This is a genomic window from Enterobacter cloacae complex sp. 418I7 (genome assembly GCF_050030705.1).
Classification (GTDB): Bacteria; Pseudomonadota; Gammaproteobacteria; order Enterobacterales; family Enterobacteriaceae; genus Enterobacter; species Enterobacter intestinihominis.
Genome location: NZ_JBLGUU010000001.1, coordinates 3,135,636 through 3,152,083, shown reverse-complemented (window position 1 = coordinate 3,152,083; position 16,448 = coordinate 3,135,636). Strand labels below are relative to the sequence as shown.

Below are 16,448 nucleotides of genomic sequence, written 5' to 3'. Positions count from 1 at the left end.
AAGCGCAGCGCCGCTGGGCGAAAAACTACAGCGGCGAATCCTGACTGATCTCATCCAGCGACAAATGGAAGCTCGGCACAAACACCTGCATAAAGTAATCCATCTCTTCGCTACGGCGGGAGTCGAGCGTTTTCTCCAGGCGCGTTTTCGCCAGCAGGAACTCGTTATTCCCCGCGGATAACTCTTCCAGACATTTCAGGTAGGCGCACAGCGCATCGGCCTGCTTAACCAGGGATTTCTCCTCTTCCGTATACTGATGCTCGTCGATCAGCGGCCCGAAGATATCACGCAGCTCATCAGGCACCATATCGATCAGCTTCTGCTGGGCAATCTTCTCAATGGCCTTATATTCCTGGGCAATCTGCGAGTTGAAATATTTCACCGGCGTAGGCAGATCCCCGGTCAGCACTTCCGATGCATCGTGGTACAACGCCAGCAGGGCGATACGTTCGGCATTAACCTGCCCGTTGAATTTGCGGTTTTTAATTGCTGCCAGCGCATGAGCGACCATGGCAACCTGCAAACTGTGCTCAGACACATTTTCAGTGCGCACGTTGCGCATCAGCGGCCAGCGGTTGATGAGTTTCAGGCGGGAGAGGTGGGCAAAGAAATGACTCTGACTCATAGATTACCTTATGTCTTCACTGCGACGGACTTCATTGTGCGGGGAGGGGAGGGAAGATGCAAATTTGCAGATGTTACAGGCCGGGTAAGCGCAGCGCCACCCGGCGGAAAGTCAGCGTTACTGATGGTACCCCGAGAGGAATCGTCCGAAGCGGCTGATGGCCATTTCGAGATCGTCTTCGCGCGGCAGGGTTACAATACGCACGTGATCCGGCCACGGCCAGTTAAACGCCGTCCCCTGAACCAGCAGCACTTTTTCCTGCAACAGGAAGTCGAGCACCATTTTCTGGTCGTCGTGAATATTGAAGCGCTTCGCGTCGATTTTCGGGAACATATACAGCGCGCCGTTAGGCTTCACGCAGGAGACGCCCGGAATATCATTAATTAATTCCCATGCACGGTTGCGCTGTTCATAGAGGCGGCCGCCTGGAACGATAAACTCGCTGATGCTTTGATAGCCCCCGAGTGCTGTCTGGATCGCATGTTGCGCCGGTACGTTGGCGCACAGACGCATGGATGCCAGCATCTCCAGCCCTTCAATGTAGCCTTTCGCATGTTTTTTCGGACCGTTCAGTACCATCCAGCCCTGACGGAAACCGGCAACGCGGTAAGTTTTAGACAGTCCGTTAAAGGTGACCGTCAGCAGATCGGGCGCCAGCGCGGCGATAGAGTGGTGCTGCGCCGCGTCGTACAGGATCTTGTCGTAAATCTCGTCGGCAAAGATGATCAGGTTGTGCAGGCGGGCGATCTCGACGATCTCCATCAGCAGCTCTTTTGAATAGACCGCGCCCGTCGGGTTATTCGGGTTAATGATCACGATTCCCCGGGTGCGCGGTGTTATTTTGGCGCGAATGTCATCCAGATCCGGGAACCAGTCCGACGATTCATCGCAAAGATAGTGCACCGCTTTACCGCTGGAGAGCGATACCGCAGCCGTCCACAGCGGATAGTCTGGAGCGGGAACCAGCATTTCATCGCCGCTGTTCAGGAGCGCCTGCATCGCCTGAACGATCAGCTCCGAGACACCGTTGCCAATGTAGATATCTTCAACGGTGACGTCGCGCATACCGCGAGCCTGATAGTGCTGCATAATGGCTTTACGGGCGGAATAAAGCCCTTTTGAATCGCAGTAGCCTTGTGCAGTGGGCAGGTTACGGATCACATCCACCAGGATCTCATCCGGCGCTTCAAAACCAAATGGCGCGGGGTTGCCGATGTTGAGTTTCAGAACCTTATTGCCTTCCTCTTCAAGGCGTTTTGCCTCTTTGAGTACCGGGCCACGGATGTCGTAACAGACGTTGTCGAGCTTGCTGGATTTTTCGATAGGGGACATGAACCTTTAACCTTTTCGCTATTATTGCAACTTCCTGCCGTGGAAGCAGCACGGAACAATGTACTCCCACCGCGCTTCGTTTTGAAGGGCGCACAGAAGAAGATTTTGTCCAACCAGGCAGCACTGCTGTGATTGCTTAATCTAATGATGGAGTGATTTTGCGCCTGAAATTACCGTGAAAACGCTTAATGTTGGGTTTTTTATGCTGAAAGTTTCACATAAATATTAATATTATTCTGATTTAAATAAAAAGACGATCCGGGCTGAAGCGTTAGTCCCCCTGAGTGACCATTCGTAAAACCTGAATGCTGAGATACAGTTTGCTCTATTAGCAAAGCCAGGTTAAAAGTTACTCATGTGAAATTAATGTTAAGTGTTATTAATGAATGGCCTGAATCTAAATTAAACTTTATTTATTATTAACGACGAAAATGCAACTTTCGTTAATTTTAATAAAAAGAGTGTAGTTGCTTATCATTGGCGTTAAATCCGTTATATTGCAATAAGACTTATAAATATAGTGGATTTGGGTTAAGATGTGTTTTGGGAATGCAGCGTAGCGATAGGCTTGTTACGTATATCAGCTTCTGCCTTCCTGTATTAATCGATTGTTATTGTTAAAGTAATCTCTGGCTGATTGGGTAAGTCACATCTTGCTACGCTGGCAACGCTGCGATATAGATGGCAGAAAACATGTCTTACTCTTAATGGAATTTACATCTACCTTCAGATAACGAAATATCCTGAACGCAAGAGAATAAAAATAACGTCATGAAACGTGATTTCTGACTGTTGATATACCAAAGTACAATAACTATCTGTCAGGCAGTCTGCCGGGCCGGGACGCGAGGGAAACTCTTCAGAAGGAATTGCTTAACTGTTACACACAGCTTCAACCCGGGCAGCTCCGCACGAGCAACCTGAAAGTGAAAAGATATGATAAATGCAAATCGTCCGATAATGAATCTCGACCTCGATCTGCTGAGAACGTTTGTTGCGGTCGCCGATCTCAACACTTTTGCAGCAGCTGCTGCCGCCGTTTGCCGTACCCAGTCCGCCGTGAGTCAGCAAATGCAGCGGCTGGAACAACTGGTTGGTAAAGAGCTTTTTGCGCGTCATGGACGTAATAAGCTTTTAACAGAACATGGTATTCAGCTTCTGGGTTATGCCAGAAAGATACTGCGCTTTAATGATGAAGCCTGTATGTCATTAATGTTTAGCAACCTTCAGGGAGTGTTAACATTAGGGGCGTCAGATGAATCAGCAGATACCATTTTGCCCTTCCTTCTCAACCGAATTAGCTCGGTTTATCCGAAGCTTGCCCTGGACGTTAGCGTTAAACGCAATGCCTTCATGGTTGAGATGCTGAAAGAAAACGAGGTTGACCTGGTGGTCACCACGCATCGACCTGGCCAGTATGACTGCCTGACGCTGCGTACTTCTCCTACGCACTGGTACTGTGCCGCGGAGTACGTATTGCAAAAAGGTGAGCCAATACCCCTGGTCCTGCTGGACGATCCTAGTCCGTTCCGCGATATGGTGCTGACTGCGCTCAACGAAGCCAGTATTCCGTGGCGCCTGGCGTACGTTGCGTCAACGTTGCCTGCGGTACGAGCGGCAGTGAAGGCCGGACTTGGCGTAACAGCCCGTCCGGTGGAGATGATGAGCCCCGATCTGCGTGTGCTGGGTCAATCTGAGGGACTCCCGTCGTTGCCGGATACGGAGTACCTGCTGTGCCATAATTCCGCCAGCAATAACGAGCTAGCGAAAGTGGTATTCGAGGCAATGGAAAACTACCACAATCCATGGCAGTACGCGCCTGTTACTCCGGAAGGAGGGGATGACTCCCTGATTGTGGAAAGGGATTTTGAGTGATCATTCCCCCAAAATTCTCGTAACAAAATGTAAGTGCAAAAAAGAGCCACTCGCATGATTTTTTCATGCGAGTGGTTTTTTTTGCTATTCATAACCGCGAACGGAGCAGGGTTAAAGCAAATACCGCTTATTTATCAATGCAGAAAATGCTTTTGGTTAAGTTATAAACGATACCTCTTCTAACTTGCCTAATACCCCGCCGATGTTAAAAAAACAGGAAATATGTTGCTGTTTTTTTGATTGAATTAACAAAAGCGTGTCTCAGATCAAGAAAATACTCCCATTTGGGGGGAGGAATCGTTGGCAAATCCTGTCAAAATAGGAGGGTTATTTTTTTTACTTCCAAAACGGACACGATTCAACAAGATGCATTTGACGTAAAGTCATGTACCCACCAGGGTTAAAGGGCACCAAATGTTAATGAGAATCGCACGTTGTAATTTAATGTGAAGAAACCTTTGTTAAAGTTGACAAAAGGTTATAGAAAGGAGTAAAAAACCCCATCATTTTGCTGTCTATGTCTCATTTCTGACAGTTAGTGTAAGGTTATTTTGTTCCTCCCCATGAATCGATGTGATGCCCATCTGCCAGCAAGAGCAGTGTCGTCGGTATCACTTTTGATGAGTAAGCAATGAGTATGTCAACATCCACAGAAGTCATCGCTCATCACTGGGCATTCGCAATCTTTCTTATTGTAGCCATTGGCCTGTGCTGCCTGATGTTAGTCGGCGGCTGGTTCCTGGGCGGTCGCGCCCGCGCAAGGCACAAAAACACACCTTTCGAATCAGGTATTGATTCAGTAGGTACCGCTCGCTTACGCCTGTCTGCCAAGTTCTACCTGGTAGCCATGTTCTTCGTCATTTTCGACGTGGAAGCGCTTTACCTCTTCGCGTGGTCTACCTCCATTCGCGAAAGTGGTTGGGTGGGCTTTGTCGAGGCCGCAATTTTCATTTTAGTGTTACTGGCCGGTCTGGTTTATCTGGTGCGTATTGGCGCGCTGGACTGGACACCTGTGCGTTCACGCCGTGAACACATCAACCCGGAAAACAGTATCTCTAATCGTCAGCAGTAACAGCGAGGCAATAAGATGGATTATACGCTCACCCGCATAGATCCTAACGGTGAGAATGACCGTTACCCCCTGCAGAAACAGGAGATCGTAACCGACCCCCTGGAGCAAGAAGTCAACAAAAGCGTGTACATGGGCAAGCTCGAACATGCCATGCACGATATGGTCAACTGGGGTCGTAAGAACTCCATCTGGCCATACAACTTTGGCCTTTCTTGCTGCTACGTTGAAATGGTGACGTCATTCACTGCGGTGCATGACGTTGCGCGTTTTGGGGCCGAGGTACTGCGTGCTTCTCCACGTCAGGCTGACCTGATGGTGGTGGCCGGGACCTGCTTTACCAAGATGGCACCGGTTATTCAGCGTCTTTATGACCAGATGCTGGAGCCAAAATGGGTAATATCCATGGGCGCATGTGCAAACTCCGGCGGTATGTACGACATTTATTCCGTTGTGCAGGGCGTTGATAAGTTCATTCCGGTGGATGTGTACATCCCGGGCTGCCCGCCGCGTCCAGAGGCCTATATGCAGGCGCTGATGCTGCTGCAGGAGTCAATCGGTAAAGAACGCCGTCCGCTCTCCTGGGTTGTTGGCGATCAAGGTGTCTATCGCGCGAACATGCAGTCTGAGCGCGAGCGTAAACGTGGTGAACGTATTGCCGTCACCAACCTGCGTACGCCTGACGAAATTTAATTTGCGCCTGTGGGCCTGGAGAACACCTTCGCATATCACTACTCAAATAGCGCGAAGCCAGGCTTAACAGTCACCACGGACCATTTGCAATGGTGAACAATATGACCGACTTAACCGCGCAAGAAGCCGCCTGGCAGACCCGGGATCATCTCGATGACCCCGTCATTGGCGAACTGCGCAACCGTTTTGGGCCGGATGCCTTTACTGTTCAGGCCACCCGCACCGGGGTACCCGTTGTTTGGGTGAAGCGTGAGCAATTACTGGAAGTTGTCGATTTCCTCAAGAAATTGCCAAAACCTTACGTCATGCTGTTTGACTTACACGGCATGGACGAACGTCTGAGAACGCACCGCCAGGGTCTCCCTGCTGCGGATTTTTCCGTTTTCTACCACCTGATCTCAATAGACCGCAACACGGATATCATGCTCAAGGTGGCATTGTCTGAAAACGACATGCATCTGCCGACGATCACCAAACTTTTCCCAAACGCTAACTGGTACGAGCGTGAAACCTGGGAAATGTTCGGCATGACATTCGACGGCCACCCGCATCTGACGCGCATCATGATGCCGCAGACCTGGACCGGCCACCCGCTGCGTAAAGACTACCCGGCACGCGCCACTGAATTCGACCCGTTTGAGCTGACCAAAGCCAAGCAGGATCTGGAGATGGAAGCGCTGACCTTCAAGCCGGAAGACTGGGGCATGAAGCGCGGCACCGAAAACGAGGACTTCATGTTCCTCAACCTCGGTCCAAACCACCCCTCTGCGCACGGTGCATTCCGTATTATCCTTCAGCTTGACGGCGAAGAAATTGTCGACTGCGTGCCTGACATCGGCTATCACCACCGTGGTGCCGAGAAGATGGGCGAGCGTCAGTCCTGGCACAGCTACATTCCGTATACTGACCGTATCGAATACCTCGGCGGCTGCGTAAACGAGATGCCATACGTGCTGGCCGTTGAGAAACTGGCAGGCATCACCGTCCCGGATCGCGTTAACGTGATTCGCGTGATGCTGTCTGAACTGTTCCGTATTAACAGCCACCTGCTGTACATCTCCACGTTCATTCAGGACGTCGGCGCGATGACGCCGGTCTTCTTCGCCTTTACCGACCGTCAGAAAATCTACGATCTGGTGGAAGCGATTACCGGTTTCCGTATGCACCCGGCCTGGTTCCGCATCGGCGGCGTGGCGCACGATCTGCCGCGCGGCTGGGACCGCCTGCTGCGTGAATTCCTCGACTGGATGCCGAAACGTCTGGCGTCTTACGAGAAAGCCGCGCTGCGTAACTCCATCCTGAAAGGCCGCTCCCAGGGCGTTGCCGCCTACGGCGCGAAAGAGGCGCTGGAGTGGGGAACCACAGGTGCTGGCCTGCGCGCAACCGGTATTGATTTCGACGTGCGTAAAGCCCGTCCTTACTCTGGCTACGAGAACTTCGACTTTGAAGTCCCGGTTGGCGGCGGCGTTTCCGACTGCTACACCCGCGTGATGCTGAAAGTGGAAGAGCTGCGCCAGAGCCTGCGCATCCTTGAGCAGTGCCTCAACAACATGCCGGAAGGCCCGTTCAAGGCGGATCACCCGCTGACGACGCCGCCACCGAAAGAGCGCACGCTGCAACATATCGAAACCCTGATCACCCACTTCTTGCAGGTTTCCTGGGGCCCGGTCATGCCGGCACAAGAATCCTTCCAGATGATTGAAGCGACCAAGGGTATCAACAGCTACTACCTCACCAGCGACGGCAGCACCATGAGCTACCGTACCCGCGTGCGTACGCCAAGCTTTGCGCACCTGCAGCAGATCCCGGCCGCCATTCGCGGCAGTCTGGTCTCCGACCTGATTGTGTATCTGGGTAGTATCGATTTTGTTATGTCAGATGTGGACCGCTAATTATGCACGAGAATCAACAACCACAAACCGAGGCTTTTGAGCTGAGTGAAGCAGAGCGTGCCGCCATTGAGCACGAGATGCACCACTACGAAGACCCGCGTGCGGCGTCCATTGAAGCGCTGAAAATCGTACAGAAACAGCGTGGTTGGGTGCCGGATGGGGCGATCTATGAGATCGCAAAAGTGCTGGGCATTCCGGCAAGTGACGTAGAAGGCGTAGCCACGTTCTACAGCCAGATCTTCCGTCAGCCGGTCGGCCGCCATGTGATCCGCTACTGTGACAGCGTTGTCTGCCACATTACCGGTTATCAGGGCATTCAGGCTGCGATTGAGAAGAAACTTAATATTAAGCCGGGCCAGACCACGTTCGACGGACGCTTTACCCTGCTGCCAACCTGCTGCCTGGGTAACTGCGACAAGGGACCGACCATGATGATTGATGAGGACACTCACAGCCATCTGACGCCGGAAGCGATTCCTGACCTGCTGGAGCAGTACAAATGAAAACTGTAATTCGTACTGCTGAGACGCATCCGCTGACCTGGCGTCTGCGCGATGACAAACAGCCGGTCTGGCTCGACGAATATCAGAGCAAAAACGGCTATGCCGGTGCGCGTAAAGCCCTCGGCGGCATGGCGCCAGACGACATCGTTAATGCGGTGAAAGAGTCTGGCCTGAAAGGGCGCGGCGGTGCGGGCTTCTCCACCGGTCTGAAGTGGAGCCTGATGCCGAAAGATGAATCCATGAACATCCGTTACCTGCTGTGTAACGCCGATGAAATGGAGCCGGGTACCTATAAAGACCGCCTGCTGATGGAACAGCTGCCGCACCTGCTGGTGGAAGGCATGCTGATCTCCGCGTTCGCGCTGAAAGCGTACCGTGGCTACATCTTCCTGCGCGGCGAATACATCGAAGCGGCTGAAAACCTGCGTCGCGCGATTGCCGAAGCCACTGAAGCCGGACTGCTGGGTAAAAACATCCTGGGCACCGGGTTTGACTTCGAGCTGTTCGTGCACACCGGTGCCGGGCGTTATATCTGCGGTGAAGAAACCGCGCTAATTAACTCCCTGGAAGGCCGCCGCGCGAACCCGCGCTCCAAGCCACCGTTCCCGGCAAGCTCCGGCGTGTGGGGTAAACCGACCTGTGTAAACAACGTCGAAACCCTGTGTAACGTTCCGGCTATCCTTGCGAACGGCGTGGAGTGGTATCAGGGCATCTCATCAAGTAAAGATGCCGGTACCAAGCTGATGGGCTTCTCCGGTCGCGTGAAGAATCCCGGCGTCTGGGAGCTGCCGTTCGGCACCACCGCACGTGAAATTCTTGAAGACTACGCCGGCGGCATGCGCGATGGCCTGAAATTCAAAGCCTGGCAGCCGGGTGGGGCAGGGACAGACTTCTTAACCGAAGCCCACCTTGACCTGCCAATGGAGTTCGAAAGCATTGGTAAAGCAGGCAGCCGTCTGGGTACCGCGCTGGCGATGGCCGTCGACCACGAGATCGGCATGGTATCCCTGGTGCGTAACCTGGAAGAGTTCTTCGCCCGCGAGTCCTGCGGCTGGTGTACACCATGCCGTGACGGTCTACCGTGGAGCGTGAAGATCCTGCGCGCTATCGAACGTGGCGAAGGCCAGCCTGGCGATATCGAGACACTTGAGCAACTGTGTCGATTCTTAGGGCCAGGTAAAACCTTCTGTGCCCACGCACCGGGTGCCGTCGAGCCGCTGCAGAGCGCGATTAAATATTTCCGCGACGAATTCGAAGCAGGCATCAAGCAGCCGTTCAGCAATACCCATTCTATCAATGGTATTCAGCCGAACCTGCTGAAAGCACGCTGGTAAAAACAGAATTTTGATTAACGCTCGGTTTCGGCCGAGCCAACTGGAAGCATGCTAATGGCTACGATTCATGTAGACGGCAAAGAATACGAAGTCAACGGGGCGGACAACCTGCTGGAAGCTTGTCTGTCTCTTGGCCTCGATATTCCGTACTTTTGCTGGCATCCGGCGCTGGGCAGCGTCGGTGCTTGCCGCCAGTGTGCGGTGAAGCAATATCAAAACGCGGAAGACACGCGTGGTCGACTGGTGATGTCCTGTATGACGCCAGCCACCGAAGGCACTTTTATTTCGATTGATGACGAAGAAGCCAAACAGTTCCGCGAAAGCGTAGTGGAGTGGTTGATGACCAACCACCCACACGACTGTCCGGTGTGTGAGGAGGGGGGTAACTGCCACCTTCAGGATATGACCGTCATGACCGGTCACAGCTTCCGTCGCTATCGCTTTACCAAGCGTACCCACCGAAATCAGGATCTGGGGCCGTTCATCTCTCACGAAATGAACCGCTGCATCGCCTGCTACCGCTGCGTGCGTTACTACAAAGATTATGCAGACGGTCAGGATCTGGGCGTGTATGGCGCGCATGACAACGTTTACTTCGGTCGTCCGGAAGACGGTACGCTTGAAAGCGAATTCTCCGGTAACCTGGTAGAAATCTGCCCGACCGGCGTGTTCACGGATAAAACCCACTCCGAGCGTTACAACCGTAAATGGGACATGCAGTTTGCGCCAAGCATCTGCCAGCAGTGCTCCCTCGGCTGTAACACCAGCCCGGGTGAACGTTACGGTGAACTGCGTCGTATCGAAAACCGTTACAACGGTACCGTTAACCACTACTTCCTCTGCGATCGCGGTCGTTTTGGCTATGGCTATGTGAACCTGAAAGACCGTCCGCGTCAGCCGGTTCAGCGCCGTGGCGACGACGTCATTACCCTCAACGCTGAACAGGCGATGCAGGGCGCGGCAGATATTCTGCGCCAGTCGAAGAAAGTGATCGGCATCGGCTCCCCGCGCGCCAGCATCGAAAGCAACTTCGCGCTGCGCGAGCTGGTTGGGGCGGAAAACTTCTATACCGGTATCGCCCATGGCGAGCAGGAACGTCTGCAACTGGTGCTGAAAGTGCTGCGTGAAGGCGGTGTACACACGCCTGCGCTGCGCGAAATCGAATCCTATGATGCGGTTCTGGTGCTCGGGGAAGACCTGACGCAGACCGGCGCACGCGCGGCTCTGGCGGTTCGTCAGGCGGTGAAGGGCAAAGCACGTGAAATGGCAGCAGCGCAGAAAGTGGCTGACTGGCAGATTGCGGCGATCCTCAACATCGGCCAGCGCGCGAAGCATCCTCTGTTTGTGACTAACGTCGACAACACCCGTCTGGACGATATCGCCGCGTGGACCTACTGCGCGCCGGTTGAAGATCAGGCGCGCCTCGGCTTTGCCATTGCCCACGCGCTGGACAGCAACTCGCCGGCCGTTGAACTGGATCGCGACCTGCAGAACAAGGTCGACGTGATTGTTCAGGCGCTGGCGGGGGCGAAAAAACCACTGATCATTTCCGGTACCAACGCCGGTAGCGCTGAAATCATTCAGGCCGCAGCGAACGTTGCCAAAGCCCTGAAGGGCCGTGGCGCTGACGTCGGTGTGACCATGATTGCCCGTGCGGTGAACAGCATCGGACTGGGCATGATTGGTGGCGGCTCGCTGGAAGAAGCGTTAAGCGAACTGGAATCCGGTTCTGCTGATGCGGTGGTAGTGCTGGAAAATGACCTGCATCGCCACGCTTCCGCCGCTCGCGTTGACGCCGCGCTCTCCAAAGCACCGCTGGTGATGGTTATCGACCATCAGCGCACCGCGATCATGGACAAAGCACACCTGGTGCTCTCTGCTGCAAGCTTCGCAGAAAGCGACGGGACGGTGATCAACAACGAAGGCCGCGCACAGCGCTTCTTCCAGGTTTATGACCCGGCCTACTACGACAGCAACACCGTGATGCTGGAAAGCTGGCGCTGGCTGCACTCTCTGCACAGCACCGTGCAGAGCCGTGAAGTGGACTGGACGCAGCTCGACCACGTTATCGACGCGGTTGTTGAGAAACTGCCTCAGCTGGCGGGCATTAAAGACGCCGCGCCTGACGCAAGCTTCCGTATTCGCGGCCAGAAACTGGCGCGTGAGCCGCACCGCTACAGCGGTCGTACTGCGATGCGTGCCAACATCAGCGTGCACGAACCGCGTCAGCCGCAGGATAAAGACACCATGTTCGCCTTCTCGATGGAAGGGAACAACCAGCCGTCTGCGCCGCGTTCGCAAATCCCGTTTGCATGGGCACCGGGCTGGAACTCCCCACAGGCATGGAACAAATTCCAGGCTGAAGTGGGTGGTCATCTGCGCCACGGCGATCCGGGCGTGCGTCTGATTGAAGCCTCCGAAACCGATCTGGACTTCTTCTCTACCGTTCCGGAACGTTTCCAGGCTCAGGAAGGCCACTGGCGTATTGCGCCGTACTACCATCTGTTCGGTAGCGACGAAATGTCCCAGCGTTCTCCGGTATTCCAGCAGCGTATGCCGCAGCCGTACATCAAGCTCAACCCGGCGGATGCCGCGAAGCTTGGCGTTAACGCGGGTGCGAACATTGCCTTTAGCTACGACGGCCAGACAATCAGCCTGCCGCTGATTATTTCTGAAAGCCTGTCAGCAGGGCAGGTGGGTCTGCCGATGGGTATGCCTGGCATCGCGCCGGTCCTGGCGGGTGCGCATCTTGATAACCTTCAGGAGGCAAAAGCATGAGTTGGTTAACGCCGGATCTTATCGACATCCTGCTGAGCATTCTGAAAGCGGTCGTCATTCTGCTGGTGGTCGTCACCTGCGGCGCGTTCATGAGCTTTGGTGAACGTCGTCTGCTCGGTCTGTTCCAGAACCGTTACGGACCGAACCGCGTGGGCTGGGGTGGTTCACTCCAGCTGGTGGCGGACATGATCAAGATGTTCTTTAAAGAGGACTGGGTTCCGCGCTTCTCGGACCGCGTGATCTTTACGCTGGCGCCGATGATCGCCTTTACCTCGCTGCTGCTGGCGTTTGCTATCGTTCCCGTCAGCCCGACCTGGGTGGTGGCTGACCTGAACATCGGCATTCTGTTCTTCCTGATGATGGCAGGCCTCGCGGTGTACGCGGTGCTGTTCGCAGGCTGGTCCAGTAACAACAAATACTCGCTGCTGGGTGCGATGCGTGCTTCCGCGCAGACGCTGAGCTACGAAGTGTTCCTGGGGCTCTCCCTGATGGGCGTGGTGGCGCAGGCCGGTTCATTCAACATGACCGACATCGTCAACAACCAGGCCGACATCTGGAACGTTATCCCGCAGTTCTTTGGCTTTGTGACCTTTGCTATCGCGGGCGTGGCGGTGTGTCACCGTCACCCGTTTGACCAGCCAGAAGCCGAACAGGAACTGGCCGACGGTTACCACATTGAATATTCCGGTATGAAATTCGGTCTGTTCTTCGTGGGCGAGTACATCGGTATCGTCACCATTTCCGCGTTGATGGTAACGCTGTTCTTTGGTGGCTGGCATGGCCCGTTCTTACCGCCGTTCATCTGGTTCGCGCTGAAAACCGCGTTCTTCATGATGATGTTCATTTTGATTCGTGCGTCCTTACCGCGTCCGCGTTATGACCAGGTAATGTCCTTCGGCTGGAAAGTGTGCCTGCCGCTGACGCTCGTCAACTTGTTGGTAACGGCGGCTGTCATTCTCTGGCAGCAGCCATAAGGGGCTTTGAGATCATGACCTTAAAAGAATTACTCGTAGGCTTTGGCACCCAGGTACGCAGTATCTGGATGATCGGCCTGCACGCGTTTGCCAAACGCGAAACCCGGATGTATCCGGAAGAGCCGGTATATCTGCCGCCGCGCTACCGTGGCCGTATCGTGCTGACGCGCGACCCGGACGGTTCCGAGCGCTGCGTAGCCTGTAACCTGTGTGCGGTAGCGTGTCCGGTAGGCTGTATCTCTCTGCAGAAAGCCGAGACGGTAGACGGCCGCTGGTACCCTGAGTTCTTCCGCATCAACTTCTCACGCTGCATTTTCTGCGGTCTGTGTGAAGAAGCGTGCCCAACCACGGCGATTCAGCTGACTCCAGACTTCGAGCTGGGTGAGTACAAGCGTCAGGACCTGGTGTACGAGAAAGAGGATCTGCTGATTTCCGGTCCGGGCAAATACCCGGAATATAACTTCTACCGGATGGCGGGTATGGCAATCGACGGCAAAGATAAGGGCGAAGCAGAGAACGAAGCTAAGCCTATCGACGTCAAGAGCCTGTTACCGTAAGGAGAGGGCAATGGAATTCGCTTTTTATATCTGTGGCCTTATCGCCATCCTGGCTACGCTGCGAGTGATCACGCACACCAATCCGGTGCATGCGTTGCTGTATTTAATCATTTCGCTGCTGGCTATTTCCGGGGTGTTCTTTGCGCTGGGCGCGCATTTTGCCGGTGCGCTGGAAATTATCGTCTACGCGGGTGCCATTATGGTGCTGTTCGTGTTCGTGGTGATGATGCTCAACCTGGGCGGCTCTGAAATTGAGCAGGAACGTCAATGGTTAAAACCGCAGGTGTGGATTGGCCCGGCAATTTTGTCGGCCATCATGCTGGTGGTGATTGTTTACGCTATTCTGGGCGTAAACGACCAGGGCATTGACGGCACGCCAATCAGCGCCAAGGCTGTTGGTATTGCGCTGTTTGGTCCGTACGTTCTGGCGGTTGAACTGGCCTCTATGCTGCTGCTGGCGGGCCTGGTTGTTGCCTTCCACGTCGGTCGCGAAGAACGTGTTGGTGAGGTGCTGAGCAACCGCACTGATGACCGTGCGAAAAGAAAAACGGAGGAGCGCGCATGATCCCCTTAACACATGGACTGATCCTCGCTGCGATTTTGTTCGTTCTGGGCTTAACCGGTCTGGTTATCCGCCGCAATCTGCTGTTTATGCTGATCGGTCTGGAAATAATGATCAACGCTTCCGCGCTGGCCTTTGTGGTCGCCGGTAGCTACTGGGGCCAGGCCGACGGTCAGGTGATGTACATTCTCGCCATCAGCCTCGCGGCTGCCGAAGCGAGTATTGGCCTGGCGCTGTTGCTGCAGCTCCATCGTCGCCGCCAGAACCTGAACATCGATTCAGTAAGTGAGTTGCGTGGATGAACATGCTTGCCTTAACCATTATTTTTCCGCTGATTGGCTTCGTGCTGCTGGCATTTTCTCGCGGCCGCTGGTCTGAGAATCTGTCTGCCACCGTGGGCATTGGCTCAATCGGTCTGGCTGCGCTGGTGACAGCGTATGCGGGTATCGATTTCTTTAACAATGGACGTCAGGCCTACAGCGTGCCGCTGTGGAACTGGATGTCGGTCGGTAACTTCAACATCGGTTTCAACCTAGTGCTGGATGGTCTGTCTCTGACCATGCTCTCCGTGGTCACCGGCGTCGGCTTCCTGATCCATATGTTCGCCTCCTGGTATATGCGCGGTGAAGAGGGATACTCCCGCTTCTTCGCCTACACCAACCTGTTTATCGCCAGCATGGTGGTTCTGGTGCTGGCCGATAACCTGCTGCTGATGTATCTGGGCTGGGAAGGCGTGGGTCTGTGCTCTTACCTGCTGATCGGTTTCTACTACACCGATCCGAAGAATGGCGCAGCGGCCATGAAAGCGTTCGTCGTGACCCGTGTGGGTGACGTCTTCCTCGCTTTCGCGCTGTTCATTCTCTACAACGAACTGGGCACGCTGAACTTCCGCGAAATGGTGGAACTGGCGCCAGCGCACTTCGAAGCAGGCAACAACATGCTGTGGTGGGCAACGCTGATGCTGCTGGGTGGTGCTGTGGGTAAATCCGCACAGCTGCCGTTGCAGACATGGCTTGCCGACGCGATGGCGGGTCCAACCCCTGTCTCCGCGCTGATCCACGCCGCGACCATGGTCACCGCCGGTGTCTACCTGATTGCGCGTACCCATGGCCTGTTCCTGATGACCCCGGAAATTCTGCATCTGGTGGGTATCGTCGGTGCGGTTACGCTGGTGCTGGCAGGCTTTGCCGCGCTGGTGCAGACCGACATCAAACGCGTTCTCGCGTACTCCACCATGAGCCAGATTGGTTACATGTTCCTGGCGCTGGGCGTTCAGGCGTGGGACGCAGCCATTTTCCACCTGATGACGCACGCGTTCTTTAAAGCGCTGCTGTTCCTCTCATCCGGTTCGGTGATCCTGGCCTGCCACCACGAGCAGAATATCTTCAAAATGGGCGGACTGCGTAAGTCCATCCCGCTGGTCTATGTCTGCTTCCTGGTAGGCGGCGCGGCGCTGGCGGCACTGCCGCTGATTACCGCAGGCTTCTTCAGTAAGGATGAAATCCTGGCGGGCGCCATGGCGAATGGTCATATCAATCTGATGGTTGCGGGTCTGGTCGGTGCGTTTATGACCTCCCTGTACACCTTCCGTATGATTTTCATCGTCTTCCACGGTAAAGAACAAATTCACGCCCACGCAGGGAAGGGGATTACCCACCACCTGCCGCTGATTGTGCTGCTGGTACTCTCCACCTTCGTTGGCGCGATGATTGTGCCACCGTTGCAGGGCGTACTGCCGGCAACAACCGAGCTTGAGCACGGTCGCGTTCTGACGCTTGAAATCACCTCGGGCGTTGTGGCTATCGCGGGCATCCTGATTGCCGCATGGCTGTGGCTGGGCAAACGCACGCTGGTGACTGCCGTTGCCAACAGCGCGCCGGGCCGTCTGCTGGGCACCTGGTGGTACAACGCATGGGGCTTCGACTGGCTGTACGACATGATCTTCGTGAAGCCGTTCCTGGGCATTGCGTGGCTGTTGAAGCGCGATCCGCTGAACAGCCTGATGAATATCCCGGCGATCCTCTCTCGCTTTGCAGGTAAAGGCCTGCTGTACAGCGAGAACGGCTATCTGCGCTGGTATGTGGCATCCATGAGCATCGGTGCGGTTGTCGTGCTGGCGCTGCTGATGGTGTTGCGATAGTGGTTTTTGCCCGGTGGCGCTGCGCTTACCGGGCCTACGAGACCGTAGGTCGGGTAAGCGTGAGCGTCACCCGACACCACAAACCGCACTAACACGTGAATTTTGTCGAATTCG

At 54.8% G+C, this 16,448-nt stretch carries 14 protein-coding genes; 12 read left to right on the top strand and 2 right to left on the bottom strand.

Features of this window, described 5'->3' with window-relative positions; translation table 11 throughout:
- Positions 1-25: 25 nt before the first annotated feature.
- Complete coding sequence (yfbR, locus tag ACQG0S_RS15165; RefSeq protein WP_022648832.1) at positions 26-625, bottom strand: 5'-deoxynucleotidase; 600 nt, start codon at positions 623-625, stop codon at positions 26-28.
- A gap of 117 nt (positions 626-742) precedes the next feature.
- Positions 743-1,957: an alanine transaminase AlaA gene (gene alaA, locus ACQG0S_RS15160; RefSeq protein WP_022648831.1), complete on the bottom strand. Its 1,215-nt coding sequence runs from the start codon at positions 1,955-1,957 to the stop codon at positions 743-745.
- Positions 1,958-2,893: 936 nt separating this feature from the next.
- Between alaA and lrhA the strand changes: the two genes are divergently transcribed.
- The 12 genes from lrhA (at position 2,894) to nuoL (ending at position 16,334) form a co-directional block, all read left to right on the top strand.
- Positions 2,894-3,832, top strand: a complete 939-nt coding sequence (gene lrhA / locus ACQG0S_RS15155; RefSeq protein ID WP_058677682.1) for a transcriptional regulator LrhA — start codon at positions 2,894-2,896, stop codon at positions 3,830-3,832.
- A gap of 631 nt (positions 3,833-4,463) precedes the next feature.
- Entirely contained in the window at positions 4,464-4,904 is a 441-nt protein-coding gene (gene nuoA / locus ACQG0S_RS15150; RefSeq protein ID WP_003861475.1) for an NADH-quinone oxidoreductase subunit NuoA, read from the top strand.
- A 15-nt stretch (positions 4,905-4,919) separates the two neighbouring features.
- A complete protein-coding gene (gene nuoB, locus ACQG0S_RS15145; RefSeq protein ID WP_003861482.1) occupies positions 4,920-5,594 on the top strand; it encodes an NADH-quinone oxidoreductase subunit NuoB in 675 nt (224 codons plus the stop codon).
- Positions 5,595-5,683: 89 nt separating this feature from the next.
- Positions 5,684-7,486: an NADH-quinone oxidoreductase subunit C/D gene (gene nuoC, locus ACQG0S_RS15140; protein ID WP_003861484.1), complete on the top strand. Its 1,803-nt coding sequence runs from the start codon at positions 5,684-5,686 to the stop codon at positions 7,484-7,486.
- A gap of 2 nt (positions 7,487-7,488) precedes the next feature.
- Positions 7,489-7,989 (top strand): NADH-quinone oxidoreductase subunit NuoE, encoded by a 501-nt coding sequence (gene nuoE, locus ACQG0S_RS15135; RefSeq protein ID WP_006176513.1) that lies wholly within the window; start codon positions 7,489-7,491, stop codon positions 7,987-7,989.
- On the top strand, positions 7,986-9,323 hold the full coding sequence (nuoF, locus tag ACQG0S_RS15130; RefSeq protein WP_003861487.1) for an NADH-quinone oxidoreductase subunit NuoF: 1,338 nt from the start codon (positions 7,986-7,988) through the stop codon (positions 9,321-9,323). Before nuoE ends, nuoF begins: the two co-directional genes overlap by 4 nt.
- A gap of 54 nt (positions 9,324-9,377) precedes the next feature.
- Positions 9,378-12,101 (top strand): NADH-quinone oxidoreductase subunit NuoG, encoded by a 2,724-nt coding sequence (gene nuoG, locus ACQG0S_RS15125; protein WP_023300626.1) that lies wholly within the window; start codon positions 9,378-9,380, stop codon positions 12,099-12,101.
- Positions 12,098-13,075 (top strand): NADH-quinone oxidoreductase subunit NuoH, encoded by a 978-nt coding sequence (nuoH, locus tag ACQG0S_RS15120; protein ID WP_022648828.1) that lies wholly within the window; start codon positions 12,098-12,100, stop codon positions 13,073-13,075. The genes nuoG and nuoH overlap by 4 nt, the downstream gene beginning before the upstream one ends.
- Before the next feature lie 14 nt (positions 13,076-13,089).
- Complete coding sequence (gene nuoI / locus ACQG0S_RS15115) at positions 13,090-13,632, top strand: NADH-quinone oxidoreductase subunit NuoI (protein WP_003861491.1); 543 nt, start codon at positions 13,090-13,092, stop codon at positions 13,630-13,632.
- A 10-nt stretch (positions 13,633-13,642) separates the two neighbouring features.
- The gene (gene nuoJ, locus ACQG0S_RS15110) at positions 13,643-14,197 is read left to right on the top strand and encodes an NADH-quinone oxidoreductase subunit J (RefSeq protein ID WP_006176507.1); all 555 of its coding nucleotides are present in this window, start codon (positions 13,643-13,645) and stop codon (positions 14,195-14,197) included.
- On the top strand, positions 14,194-14,496 hold the full coding sequence (gene nuoK, locus ACQG0S_RS15105) for an NADH-quinone oxidoreductase subunit NuoK (protein ID WP_006176506.1): 303 nt from the start codon (positions 14,194-14,196) through the stop codon (positions 14,494-14,496). Before nuoJ ends, nuoK begins: the two co-directional genes overlap by 4 nt.
- Positions 14,493-16,334 (top strand): NADH-quinone oxidoreductase subunit L, encoded by a 1,842-nt coding sequence (gene nuoL, locus ACQG0S_RS15100; RefSeq protein WP_022648827.1) that lies wholly within the window; start codon positions 14,493-14,495, stop codon positions 16,332-16,334. The genes nuoK and nuoL overlap by 4 nt, the downstream gene beginning before the upstream one ends.
- Positions 16,335-16,448: the final 114 nt, after the last annotated feature.

Bases quoted from the DNA above. Each gene is read 5' to 3' on its own strand.
- yfbR (WP_022648832.1), bottom strand. From the start codon at position 625: ATGAGTCAGAGTCATTTCTTTGCCCACCTCTCCCGCCTGAAACTCATC.
- alaA (WP_022648831.1), bottom strand. From the start codon at position 1,957: ATGTCCCCTATCGAAAAATCCAGCAAGCTCGACAACGTCTGTTACGAC.
- lrhA (WP_058677682.1), top strand. From the start codon at position 2,894: ATGATAAATGCAAATCGTCCGATAATGAATCTCGACCTCGATCTGCTG.
- nuoA (WP_003861475.1), top strand. From the start codon at position 4,464: ATGAGTATGTCAACATCCACAGAAGTCATCGCTCATCACTGGGCATTC.
- nuoB (WP_003861482.1), top strand. From the start codon at position 4,920: ATGGATTATACGCTCACCCGCATAGATCCTAACGGTGAGAATGACCGT.
- nuoC (WP_003861484.1), top strand. From the start codon at position 5,684: ATGGTGAACAATATGACCGACTTAACCGCGCAAGAAGCCGCCTGGCAG.
- nuoE (WP_006176513.1), top strand. From the start codon at position 7,489: ATGCACGAGAATCAACAACCACAAACCGAGGCTTTTGAGCTGAGTGAA.
- nuoF (WP_003861487.1), top strand. From the start codon at position 7,986: ATGAAAACTGTAATTCGTACTGCTGAGACGCATCCGCTGACCTGGCGT.
- nuoG (WP_023300626.1), top strand. From the start codon at position 9,378: ATGGCTACGATTCATGTAGACGGCAAAGAATACGAAGTCAACGGGGCG.
- nuoH (WP_022648828.1), top strand. From the start codon at position 12,098: ATGAGTTGGTTAACGCCGGATCTTATCGACATCCTGCTGAGCATTCTG.
- nuoI (WP_003861491.1), top strand. From the start codon at position 13,090: ATGACCTTAAAAGAATTACTCGTAGGCTTTGGCACCCAGGTACGCAGT.
- nuoJ (WP_006176507.1), top strand. From the start codon at position 13,643: ATGGAATTCGCTTTTTATATCTGTGGCCTTATCGCCATCCTGGCTACG.
- nuoK (WP_006176506.1), top strand. From the start codon at position 14,194: ATGATCCCCTTAACACATGGACTGATCCTCGCTGCGATTTTGTTCGTT.
- nuoL (WP_022648827.1), top strand. From the start codon at position 14,493: ATGAACATGCTTGCCTTAACCATTATTTTTCCGCTGATTGGCTTCGTG.